Origin of the sequence: Aquimarina sp. AU474, assembly GCF_900312815.1 — a bacterium.
Classification (GTDB): domain Bacteria; phylum Bacteroidota; class Bacteroidia; order Flavobacteriales; family Flavobacteriaceae; genus Aquimarina.
Genome location: NZ_OMPE01000009.1, coordinates 1271355 through 1283645, shown reverse-complemented (window position 1 = coordinate 1283645; position 12291 = coordinate 1271355). Strand labels below are relative to the sequence as shown.

Here is a 12291-nt window from a genome sequence, read left to right as displayed (position 1 = left end):
ATCTTAATTATTTTTGGTGTTAAAAATCCATTCGTCCATAAAAAGCCACCCGGGATTACTCTTACCTTGGTGCCATTCGGGAATTGATTTAGTATTTGTTATTTCAATTCGCATTTTCCTTATTTCTTTTTGAATAGAAATATGCATATTCCCTAGCTTGGTAGTGTCTTTAGTTAGTTCTTTAAGAATTTGATTAGTCTCGATAGATTTAAAATTAACTCCGTCTTCTGAAAAACTAATAAAAACCTCTTCTATCGGAAAAATCCACGCACTGGTGTTTACCAAATATCCTATGTCTAATGATTCTAAAAATATCATATCTTTAAAATCAATTACGGCTACTATAGGCTCTGTGACTCCTATCCATTGACCATCTTTAAAATTCAAACTCCCTTTTTGATGATTTATTAGTGTATTTTCACCTTGACCTGGATATTTTTTATCTAATGAAGAAATGACAGAAAAATGATCAACGTTTATTCCTTTTTTATAAAAGCTTACTGTTTCTGTTTCACTAGGAATAAAACCTGAATGAAACGCTTTAAAGGTATATTTTCCTGGTTTCGAAACTATAATAGTTTCTTCATATTTTTTTGATTTCCTGGTAGGTTCATTTCCATCAATTGTATAGTATATCTCTACATTATCCAATCCCAATGAGGCAACTACTCGTGAAGAAGTATCTATAATCATATGATCTACTTCAATCTTCGGATTAGCTAATTGCACTTCTTTTGTTTGCAAAAATGACTTGGTTACTATACTTCCTTTTTTATTTGTAGTACACGAATAAAAAAAAACGGCAAACCATAAGATTATTAAAGCTTTCATATCCTAGTTAATTTTATAGGGTATGTTTGACCAGAATTCCATTGAGCTACATATATGTTATCGTCTTCATCCACACACACATCATGAGGGTGCTGAAATAATTTTATTGTTTGATATAACTCTGTTAATTGACTGTCTTTATATATAGGTTTTGTTGCCCCAGGACATGAAATTACCTCATTCTTTTCATTCATAATCAGCAAAAAACCAGAATCATCATGTGTAGCTTCTTTAGATTTTAAAACTGCAAAATAAATCTCATTACCATGAATTACAGGTCTACATATCAAAGCTCCCGGAACTTCCATAGAAGATAAAAAATCACCTTCTAAGGAGAATCTTTTTAAAGTATTTTGCTCTCTAGCAGTGATTAACAAAACAGGGTTTTCTTTGTCTCTTTGATCAAAACAGATACCATGAGCATTCAAAAATTGGCTCTCTCCTGTTCCTCTTCCTCCAAATATGTTTAATAATTCTCCTTTATGATTATAGTGTAATATAAATTGATTCCCATAGCCATCTGCTACATAAAAATCGCCATTTTCTAAAACAGTGGTTTCTGTAGGTTTAAACTCTTCTTTATTTTTATATTTTCCCGTATCTGCTGGGCAATCCAGGGTCATCACTTCTCTACCATCAATTGTGGTTTTAATAACTTGATGACGATCATAATCTGTTATGAATAAAAACTCCTCTCCATTTTCGACAGATAGTGTTAAACCATGGGCTCCTGGGTATGTGGTACCCCATGTGTCGAGTAATTTTCCTGATTTATCATAAATAATAATATTATTTTTTACGTGATTGGTTAATAGTACTATCCTCCCTTTAGAATCCTGAATAATTTCATGACAATCCTTTACAGGAACTTTGTTTGAGTGCAAATTTCCCCAATTCATATCCACCTTATATCGATGAGAATTATGACCTATAATCAAATCTTTACGAGTATCAAAAGCATACGCTCCAGAATACATAGGTAATGTGAGTATTCCGGCCGAAATACATGCTGACTTATGGAGAAAATTTCTTCTATTCATCATGATTCCTTTTATTATGCAATAAGATCTTTAATGACATGACCATGCACATCTGTTAATCTAAACCTTCTTCCTTGGTGCTTAAACGTAAACTTAGTATGATCAATACCCATAAGGTGCATAAGGGTAGCCTGAAAATCATGAATATGTACAGGATCCTTTACTACGTTATATCCTAACTCATCAGTCTCCCCATAATTAAATCCAGGTTTTACACCACCGCCGGCCATAAAAATTGTAAAACTTCTGGGATGATGATCCCTTCCATAATTTGTATCTGTCAACGTTCCTTGACTATAGTTTGTTCTACCAAACTCGCCACCCCAAATAACTAAGGTTTCTTCTAGTAAGCCACGTTGTTTTAAATCCAAAATTAGTGCTGCAGACGCCTGGTCTACATCTTTGGCTTGTTTCTCTATTTGCGTGGGAAGATTATCGTGCTGATCCCAACCCATATGATATAATTGAACAAACCGCACATCTTTCTCTATCAACCTTCTAGCCAATATACAATTTGCAGCATAAGTTCCTGGTATTTGTGAATCAGGGCCATACATTCTAAAAATATGATCTGGCTCATCGTCAATATTCATAGTTTCGGGTACTGAAGTTTGCATCCTATAGGCCATTTCATATTGCGCAATTCTACTATTGATTTCTGGATCTCCAAATTCTGTTTCTTGCTTATGGTTTAATTCACTTAGATAATCCAACATTTTTCTTCGATCTAATCTAGACATTCCATCTGGATCTTTTAAATACAAAACTGGATCTTTGCCAGAACGAAATTGCACTCCCTGATGTAGAGAACTTAAAAAACCATTACCCCAAAGTTTTGAATATAATGGCTGCGCATTTGGTCTACCTGTACCTCGGCTTAGTAACACCGAAAAAGCTGGTAAATTATTATTTAAACTACCTAAACCATAACTCATCCATGAACCCATACTAGGTCTACCTGATTGTTGAGAACCCGTTTGAAAAAATGTAATAGCTGGGTCATGATTTATAGCATCCGTTTGCATTGATTTAATAAAGCACAGTTCATCAACTACCTTAGAAACATAAGGCATAAGACTACTTACCCAAGCTCTAGATTCTCCATATTGCTTAAATGTAAAATTACTATCTGCCAAAGGAAAACTAGATTGTCCAGAAGTCATGCCAGTTAATCTTTGACCTTTTCTTACCGATTCTGGTAAATCCTGACCTCTCATATCTGTTAATTTTGGCTTGTAATCAAACAAATCTAATTGCGAAGGTCCTCCACTTTGAAAAAGGTAAATTATTTTTTTTGCCTTTGGTGCAAAATGTGGCATCTGTAAAGGACTAGCGCCTAAGTTTAAATCTTTTGCTGTATTAGAAAAGTTAAACATTTGTGTTGGATCAACAAGAGATCCTAAAGCTAACCCTCCTATCCCTAATCCAACTTTCTTTAAAAAATGTCTTCGATTATTATTGTTGAAATGTTTAAATAACTCACTCATAATCTTTAACTTTTAGTAATAGTTTCGTCTAAATTGAATAGTAGACTTGCCAAAGCCGTATATGCTTTAAGTTCTTTTGGTGAAATATTTCCTAGAACTTCTACAGAATCTATCGCTGCGATACCGGTAACTTCATTTTCACTAAACTCTTGTCTTTGTTCATCAAGATATTCTAGTAATTTATTAACCTCTATGTCATCTGGGTTTCTAGATGTAATTTTCCTAAATAGAGTTGCGATTTTTTGCTTTTCATTAGAAGCGTCATTTTGTAATACCTGGATGGCCATTACTCTTGCTGCTTCTACAAACTGAGGATCATTCATGAGCACTAATGCCTGAAGCGGTGTACTTGTTTTTTGCCTTTGCACAGTACAAAAATCTCTTGAAGCGGCATCAAATGTAAGCATTGATGGCGGCGGAACTGTACGCTTCCAGAAGGTATAAAGACTTCTTCGATATAGTCCTTCTCCTTTATCAGCAACATATTCTGTAAGACCTACCCCCGATGTAGTTTCTGCCCATAATCCAGGTGGCTGATATGGTTTCACACTTGGCCCTCCTATTTTTTGAACTAATAAACCACTTGCAGCAAGCGCATTATCTCGAATTGCTTCGGCCGGTAATTTACTCCTTACTCCTCTTGCTAACAATTGGTTTTCTGGATCTTTTTCTAGTAACTCTGGTGTTATTTTAGAATTTTGTTGATATGTTGCAGATAATGCTATTTTTTTAAGCAAACGTTTTATATCCCATCCTTCTTCTTTAAAAGAAATAGATAACCAATCTAATAATTCGGGATGAGTAGGTAATGCTCCTTGATTACCAAAATCATCTGCTGTAGCAACAATCCCGGTACCAAACATTTGCTGCCATAAACGATTAACGATTACTCTTGAAGTTAATGGATTATTATCATCAAAAAACCACTTCGTTAATCCCAGCCTATCTTCTGTATATTGATCAGAAAATGGTAATACTTTTTTGGGCAATGTATAGGATACTTCTTCTCCCGGAGCATCATAAAGGCCTCGATTTAATAATTGATTTTTACGAATTCCTTTCTCATCTTTCATCACCATTAACTTTACTTCAGCAATAGAATCCGGCATATTGATAAATGATAGTTGAGAATCAATTACATCTTTATTTAATGTAATATAAGGCTCTGGTATCTCACCATAATCCATTCTTCCTTTCTCATTCAACTGATTGAAAAAACTATACATCCCATAGAATTCTTTTTGCGATATTGGATCGTATTTATGATCATGACAACGGGCACACTCCATAGTGAGTCCCATGAAAGCTTTTGCGGTTGTACCAGTTCTATCCATAACATATTCTACACGGTATTCTTCATCTATCACACCACCTTCTTGAGTAATCTTATGATTTCTATTAAACCCTGACGCTACTATTTGTTCTAAATTTGCATTATCAATTTGATCACCGGCCAGTTGCCATTTTACAAATTCGTCATAAGGTAAATTTTGATTAAACGCATGTATTACCCAATCTCGCCAGGGCCACATTGTGCGTTCCAAATCATCTTGATACCCATGAGTGTCGGCGTATCTTGATACATCCATCCAATCTAATGCCATACGCTCTCCATATGCTTTACTACTTAGTAATCTATCCACTACTTTGACAAAAGCATCTGGAGAATTGTCTTTGATAAAATTATCGATTTCGGCTATTGTTGGGGGCAACCCAATTAAGTCGAAAGAAACGCGTCTTATAAGTTTTTCTTTACTTGCTATTGAAGATGGCTGAAGTTTTTCATTTTCCAATCGACTTAGAATGAAATTATCAATTTCGTTATTTACCCATTTCTTATTTAAAACCTCTGGCACCACCGGTTTTTTAGGAACTTTAAATGCCCAATGTGAATCCCATTTTGCTCCTTCCTCGATCCATTTTTTTAATACTTCTTTTTCGTATGTACTAAGTGTTAAATTTGAATTTTCTGGAGGCATTCGTTTATGCGGATCTTGCGTATAAATCCTTTTTATCATTTCACTATTTTCGAGATCTCCGGGAATAGCTGCATAACGATTTTTGTTTTCTCCTAATGCAACATATGCACCATCTTTTGTATCAAACCGAAGACCGCTTTCTCTAGTTTCTTCATCAGGTCCATGACAGGTATAGCATTTATCCGAAAGAATAGGTTTTACATGAAAACTATAACTTATTTTCTTAGGTATCGATTGTTCTAATCCATCTTCAGGTCCAGCCTGATCTGTATTTACGGTTATATCTCCATTTTTTGCTAGTACTATATACTTCTCATTTGGACTAGAGATCATCCATTTTATAAAAATGGCGGCAATAAAAAAAATCAAAAAGTACACTATGGCTTGCCTCTTTTTCATGTGTTGATTTCTTTTGGTTATACAATCAAATTTCTAGTTTATCTTAAAATCAGCATTTACTAATTCATTATTAGTAACTGCATTTTTTACGGCAAAATTAAACCCTGGTCTCAAGCAATAAGAACCATACTCACCATCTTTGTTTAGTGCAATAAATCCAACTTGCAAATACTCTAAATCAGCATGACTTTTGTGCACTTTATAAATTCGTTCAACCACTTCTTTACATGCCTCATAAGGGGATTTTCCTTGACGCATCAATTCAACAACCATAGCGCTCCCTGCTGTTCTAATAATTGCCTCACCAAGTCCAGTGGCAGCTGCAGCCCCTACTTCATTATCAAGAAATAATCCTGCCCCAATTATTGGAGAATCTCCTACTCTTCCGTGCATTTTCCAGGCAGCACCACTTGTTGTACAAGCACCCGATAAATTGCCATCCTCATCAAGAGCTAACATACTTATCGTATCATGGTTCTCTACATTAATAATGGGTTTGTAATTTGATTTCTGTAACCATTCGTCATACGCTTTTTTGGAAGCTGGAGTAAGTAATTCTTCTTTTTTAAATCCTTGTTCTAAGGCAAACTGTAAAGCCCCTTCTCCAGTAAGCATAATGTGTGGAGTTTCTTCCATCACTTTTCGAGCTACAGAAATAGGATGTTTTATATGTTGAAGAAATGATACCGATCCACAATTACTATTTTGATCCATAATACATGCATCAAGAGTTACATTACCTTCTCGGTCAGGAAAGCCACCTAGTCCAACAGTTTGTACATTGGGGTTAGATTCGGCAGTTCGTACGCCTTGCTCTACTGCATCCAATGCTTTACCCCCTGCACTTAATATTTTCCAAGCTTCTTCGTTTGCAGGGACTCCATGATTCCAAGTAGAAATTACAACAGGTTTTATCACCTTCTTAATTTCTTTCTTTTCTTCACTTTGTTCTTCTTTTATCTTTTCTTTGGTATTACAACTTAAAAAGGTTGCTACTAGAATCAAAATCGAATAGTGATATATATGATTTCTTATCATCATTAATATATTTTATTTAGTTCGGGCAATCGCATATCTCTAAATATCGAATCATTTGGTGTATTGGTCATCTCAAATTCTAACATCCCTCCATCCATAATTGTTTTATGTGTTATAAATAACTGCTGCAACGGTTGGCCATTAAGTATAATATTGGCTATATATTTGTTTTCTCTCGAAAGATTTTTAGTCTTAATGGTGAAAACTTTGTTTCCAGGCAGTTGTATAGAAGCACTTTCAAAAATTGGCGAGGATAAAAAGTATACTCCTTGAGCAGGATTTACAGGGTATAATCCCAACGAACTAAAAATATACCAAGATGACATTTGTCCGCAATCCTCATTACCGCAATGTCCTTTAGGTTCATTTTTATATTGTTCGTCTAAAATTTTCTGAGTTAATTCTTGTGTTTTTGACGGCTGATTAACATAATTGTATAAGAATGTTACATGATGGCTTGGTTCATTACCATGTGCATACTGACCCATCATTCCGGTACTAAATATTGGTAACTTATCTTTAGCTTCTGGATAATAAGAGAACATTGAATCTAGTTTTTGAGCAAATCGTTCTTTACCGCCTGTTTTTTCAATTAACCCTTCAATATCCTGAGGAACGAACCAATAATATTGCCATGCGTTACTTTCGCAGAAATATGGAGTATATTCTTTAGGGATAAAAGGTTCTATGAAATCTCCTTCAGTATCTTTTGGTTGTATCCATGATCTCCTATCGTTATACAGGTTTTTCCAGTTTTCGGCCCGTTTCATAAAATATATATAATCTTCACCTTCCCCCAAATCTTTTGCAAACATGGCTATACACCAATCATCATAGGCGTATTCTAAAGTTTTTGAAACCGACCAGTTTTCATGATGTTCATCTACTGGGATGTATCCTAAATTCTTATACACATCAATTTGCCTATCATTTACCATTGCACTTTCTTTACAAGCCTTATAAGCCAGCTTGGCATCAAATTCGAAACCCTTAAAATACGCGTCTACAATAACCGGCACTGCATGATACCCAATCATCATATTGGTTTCATTTCCTTGCATAGACCATACAGGTAATATTTTTGTTTCTTTATAATGAGCTAATAAGGATTGTATCATATCCGGAACTCGTTCGGGTTGTATGATCGTATATAATGGATGTGCAGCTCTAAATGTATCCCATAAAGAAAATGTATCATACCTATCAAATCCAATTGCCTGAGCAATAGTATCATTTGCACCTTTATAGTTTCCGTTAAGATCACTTAATAATGTTGGAGCCAACATTGACTGGTACATCATTGTATAGAATACGTTTCTTTTATTTTGATCTGGGGTTATTATTTTAATTTTTTGTAATTCTTTTTCCCATCTTTCTTGAGCTTTTTCTTTATAAAAGTCAAAATTAAAATCATTAGTCTCCTGAATTATTGAGGTAAGGGCTCCATCTAGATTTGCGGTCGAAAGTCCTGTTTTTACAATAATTTGTTCCTGATCAGAGGTTTTATAATTAATTATAATTTTTGTGTTTTCACCTTTCACTGGTAATGTATCTACTTTGTTATCCTTATACACTGAATAGCTTTGAAAAGGTTTAGAAAATTGCATTACAAAATAAATCCTTTGGTCTTTTGCCCAACCTGTCGACTTGCGATATCCTTGTAAGGTAGAATCATTAACTTTTTCTATAAAAGTATCTGTTGGTTTATCCCAATTAATGGCATATCCCAAATCAATATGTATAGCGGTAGCCGAATCTTTAGGAAACGTATACCTATGTATTCCTACTCTATTGGTAGCAGTAAGCTCTACCTTAATACCATAATCTAATAAATCAACGGTATAGTATCCAGGAGACGCCTCTTCTTTATCATGACTATATTTAGAAAACGGCTTATAGTTGTTTTCTTTTATTTTTTCTGAAAACTTACTATTCGTAGGCATTACCAAAATATCATATAAATCTCCTGCTCCTGTTCCCGTAAGATGTGTGTGCGAAAAACCACTAATTATAGAATCCTTATAATAATACCCTGCAATACGATCCCAACCAGGAATTCCGATATCTGGACTTAATTGCACCATTCCGAACGGCAATGTTGCCCCAGGATAGGTATTGCCAGGACCATCAGTACCTATAAATGGGTTTACATAAGAAGTAAATAACGCCCCATCTATATCTGTAGTACTTAGTTGTTCTTTAGGTTCTTTTATACAGGACCAAAGTAAAACTATAGAAAAAATTATATATAAGTAATTTGTGCGTTTCATTTTTATAGTATCCAACCACACTAAGATCAGACTTATTTCTTTGTTATTGTTTAGACATTTTTATTACTTCAAACTGTTCCTCAGTTATTGCACCGCCATCGAAAAAAGATATTCCCGAAGCCCCATTATCTTTTGCCAATTGTATTGCCACAGAAACATCTTTTGCACTCATTGGAGGCAAATAAATACCTGTATGCAATCTGGTTGGTTTTCCTTGAAGATCCTCTACCCCTTGTTTGGTAGCAAAACCTACCCAGTCGACCTCTTCATTATAAAAATTATAATATATCATCGGCAACACCTCATCAACTTTCCATTTATCCCAACGTTGTCGTACCATATGATCGGCCATTTCGGGATAAGGAAATACTGCTGCTGTCAATTGTTTTCCATGCTTATGTGCTATATCATATGCACCATCTACTACCGCTTTGATTTCATTTAATCTAAACTGTTTCCATTCAATGTCTATTGCTGGAACTTCGACTTGCCTAATATCTTTGCCATACAATTGTTCAAACTTTTCTACTGCAGCTTGAGAATAATCAAAATCAAAATCTGGTAATTCTTCATTTTGGACCAAATTGTATTTTGGTAACAATCCTATAGGTAGAAAAATATCAGGATATCTAATATAATCTAAATGTACGCTTGCTACATCTTTAACTTTAGCTAAACCTTCAACCAAATCCCAGATGTGTTGTCGAGCTTGTGGATGACTAGGCGATAACCATTGGTAATAATCCACATATGGCCTATCATCAAAACAAGATTTACCATTTTTGCTCACCATATACCATTCTGGGTTTTGCAAAGCAACGGCATCATCTGGCCTATTCATTGTAAACATCCAGGCATGCACTTCTAATCCTTCTTTAACTGCTAACTCAGTTAAGTTTTTTAAAATTTCGGGATCCGCAAACGTATTAATCAATACTGCATCTATACCATTTTTCTTATATTTTTTAAACTCTTCTATGTATTCTACATCTGGTTTTGAGAGATCAGCAGTTATCCAGGTCCAATATTTAAATGGTGATATTTTCATAACGGTTACAACTTCTTTTTCTATTACTTTTTCCTTTTTTTCTTCGGTTTTACAACCGATAAGAATAAGCACAGCGCATACATATATGACTTTGAAAACTTTCATATCAATCTACTTTTTGAATTATTTTACCGTCTTCTTTTATAATAAACAAACGGTTAGTATAAGGACTCACTACGGTTATGTTAAATCCTGTTTGATGATTTTCTATAGTTCGAATAACCTTATTCCCATCTATTTTCTGATCATCTAATGCAAACTCGTTAAAAGTTGTTGCCCATCTATTATTCTTTTTATAAAATTCTTTTTGTTTTCTGTAAAGAGAATACAAGAATTGTTTTACTTTTTGATCTTCGGGTATTTTGAATATATCCAGTTCGCCAGCTTTTTTTGAGGAGAAATAAACGTAACCCCAATTTTCTGGTTGGTGCATATTAATAACTCCCATAGGAGACCATACCCAATTATATTCTGACTCAAATTTTCCTTGATTATTTTTCTTTCTTTGATAGCTATTTTTTTGAAGTTCGAAATCCCAATTTACTCTCGAAAAATTCACTCTCCAAAAAGTATTGTTTGGAGTATTTTTATGGTAGTACGATGTTTTAAAAACTTTAAAAGGAATTGCGATTTCTAACGTCCACCCTTTATCGATATCGCTTGGATTATTTAGAGTTCCATTTATCTTTACCGCCGATTTCAAACCGTTTGCATCCCAATCGTTTAACACTGGAGTTCCTTCACGATAGGGTTTTGTTATAAATAAATCCCAAAGTGTATTAAGAGCATTAATCTCAAACTCATAATAATTATGGGTATCATCATCAGGGTCTATAAAAATCTCGAAGTCATTATTATAAAAAATAATAGTGTCTCGTTCTTTTAGATTTCCCCATACATGAGGTTCTTCCATTTCTGCCAAGAAGTATATATAATCTTGGTCCCATAACATTTTTAGAGTTGTTTTAAACTTAGGAGTTTTTACTCCTTCAATATCTATAAATGCCTCTGTAGGTTTCACTTTTTCCCATGATTCTTCAGTACCTAAACCATCTATTACTATAGTTTGATCTATAAAATATGATATATATGTTTTGGGACTTACTGCCTTCTTACTCTCTTGTGCATAAGACCATGACACTGTAAAAAACAGAACTGCTACGCAAAATATTTTACGAAGTTTTTCTATTCTTAAAGTATCATAACTGGCTTTAATCATACTGTAGTGTGTTTTCTTTAGTAAACTTAATAATTTCACTTATTCTTCCAAAAGCGATTGCCACTACTGTATCTGCAGCTCCATAATAAATAGTGACTTTATCCTGCTCAATATCATGTAGTGTTGCACAAGGAAATATAACATTTGGTACATCTCCAACCTGCTCGTAACCTACCGATGGACTTAAGAGATATGGTTTTGTTCGATATTTCACAATTTCAGGATTATTTTTGTCCAAAATAGCCGCTCCCATAGCATAACGAAATCCATTACATGTATGTATAACGCCATGATAAAACATGAGCCAACCTTCTTGGGTTAAAAACGGTACTGATCCTGCCCCTATTTTGGTGCACTGCCACGCACTATCCTCAAAAGGAGTCACCTGCATTACATTTCTATGTTCTCCCCAATATTTCATATCGGGACTATAACTAATAAATATATCTCCAAAAGGAGTATGACCATTATCGCTTGGTCTGCTTAGCATGGCATATCGTCCATCAATTTTTTCGGGAAATAACACTCCATTTCTATTGAACGGTAAAAAAGCATTTTCGCATTGAAAAAAATCTTTAAAATCAAAGGTATACGCTATTCCTATCGTAGGGCCATAATACCCATTACACCATGTAATCCAATATCGATCTTCAATAAAAGTAACCCGTGGATCATATTTATAGTCAGAAAGAATCATTTTTGTATTTCCTTGCTGCATTACAATTGGTTCATGATTAATTTTCCAATGTATACCATCATCACTAAAACCAGCAAAAATATTCATTTGCACAGCCTTATTATCACACCTAAAAACCCCCGCAAATCCATCGTTAAAAGGAACAACAGCACTATTAAATATACTGTTGGATGAAGGGATTGCATCTCTTTGTATTATTGGATTTTCCGCATATCTCCAAACAACATCTTTACACCCTTCAGGCCTATCCTGCCATGGAATTTCATTTTTCACTCTTTCCTTT

9 protein-coding genes are annotated in these 12291 nt (G+C 34.4%); all 9 read right to left on the bottom strand.

The genetic code is table 11. From position 1 onward, the window contains the following. Positions 1 to 3 precede the first annotated feature (3 nt). The 9 genes from DK508_RS19130 to DK508_RS19090 are packed head-to-tail and all read right to left on the bottom strand — an operon-like array spanning position 4 to position 12281. A complete protein-coding gene (locus DK508_RS19130) occupies positions 4 to 831 on the bottom strand; it encodes a chitobiase/beta-hexosaminidase C-terminal domain-containing protein (protein ID WP_109302389.1) in 828 nt (275 codons plus the stop codon). After that, the gene (locus tag DK508_RS19125) at positions 828 to 1871 is read right to left on the bottom strand and encodes a 6-bladed beta-propeller (protein WP_109302388.1); all 1044 of its coding nucleotides are present in this window, start codon (positions 1869 to 1871) and stop codon (positions 828 to 830) included. The genes DK508_RS19130 and DK508_RS19125 overlap by 4 nt, the downstream gene beginning before the upstream one ends. Before the next feature lie 14 nt (positions 1872 to 1885). After that, positions 1886 to 3358 (bottom strand): DUF1501 domain-containing protein, encoded by a 1473-nt coding sequence (locus DK508_RS19120; RefSeq protein ID WP_109302387.1) that lies wholly within the window; start codon positions 3356 to 3358, stop codon positions 1886 to 1888. A gap of 5 nt (positions 3359 to 3363) precedes the next feature. Continuing rightward, entirely contained in the window at positions 3364 to 5736 is a 2373-nt protein-coding gene (locus DK508_RS19115) for a PSD1 and planctomycete cytochrome C domain-containing protein (protein ID WP_109302386.1), read from the bottom strand. 33 nt (positions 5737 to 5769) lie between these two features. Next, complete coding sequence (locus tag DK508_RS19110) at positions 5770 to 6777, bottom strand: isoaspartyl peptidase/L-asparaginase family protein (protein ID WP_235016437.1); 1008 nt, start codon at positions 6775 to 6777, stop codon at positions 5770 to 5772. Continuing rightward, on the bottom strand, positions 6777 to 9044 hold the full coding sequence (locus DK508_RS19105; RefSeq protein ID WP_109302384.1) for a GH92 family glycosyl hydrolase: 2268 nt from the start codon (positions 9042 to 9044) through the stop codon (positions 6777 to 6779). Before DK508_RS19105 ends, DK508_RS19110 begins: the two co-directional genes overlap by 1 nt. Before the next feature lie 43 nt (positions 9045 to 9087). After that, positions 9088 to 10197 (bottom strand): family 10 glycosylhydrolase, encoded by a 1110-nt coding sequence (locus DK508_RS19100; RefSeq protein ID WP_109302383.1) that lies wholly within the window; start codon positions 10195 to 10197, stop codon positions 9088 to 9090. A gap of 1 nt (position 10198) precedes the next feature. Further along, positions 10199 to 11311, bottom strand: a complete 1113-nt coding sequence (locus DK508_RS19095) for a carbohydrate-binding family 9-like protein (protein ID WP_109302382.1) — start codon at positions 11309 to 11311, stop codon at positions 10199 to 10201. Continuing rightward, a complete protein-coding gene (locus tag DK508_RS19090) occupies positions 11304 to 12281 on the bottom strand; it encodes a glycoside hydrolase family 130 protein (protein WP_109302381.1) in 978 nt (325 codons plus the stop codon). The genes DK508_RS19095 and DK508_RS19090 overlap by 8 nt, the downstream gene beginning before the upstream one ends. Positions 12282 to 12291: the final 10 nt, after the last annotated feature.

Bases quoted from the DNA above. Each gene is read 5' to 3' on its own strand.
- DK508_RS19130 (WP_109302389.1), bottom strand. From the start codon at position 831: ATGAAAGCTTTAATAATCTTATGGTTTGCCGTTTTTTTTTATTCGTGT.
- DK508_RS19125 (WP_109302388.1), bottom strand. From the start codon at position 1,871: ATGAATAGAAGAAATTTTCTCCATAAGTCAGCATGTATTTCGGCCGGA.
- DK508_RS19120 (WP_109302387.1), bottom strand. From the start codon at position 3,358: ATGAGTGAGTTATTTAAACATTTCAACAATAATAATCGAAGACATTTT.
- DK508_RS19115 (WP_109302386.1), bottom strand. From the start codon at position 5,736: ATGAAAAAGAGGCAAGCCATAGTGTACTTTTTGATTTTTTTTATTGCC.
- DK508_RS19110 (WP_235016437.1), bottom strand. From the start codon at position 6,777: ATGATGATAAGAAATCATATATATCACTATTCGATTTTGATTCTAGTA.
- DK508_RS19105 (WP_109302384.1), bottom strand. From the start codon at position 9,044: ATGAAACGCACAAATTACTTATATATAATTTTTTCTATAGTTTTACTT.
- DK508_RS19100 (WP_109302383.1), bottom strand. From the start codon at position 10,197: ATGAAAGTTTTCAAAGTCATATATGTATGCGCTGTGCTTATTCTTATC.
- DK508_RS19095 (WP_109302382.1), bottom strand. From the start codon at position 11,311: ATGATTAAAGCCAGTTATGATACTTTAAGAATAGAAAAACTTCGTAAA.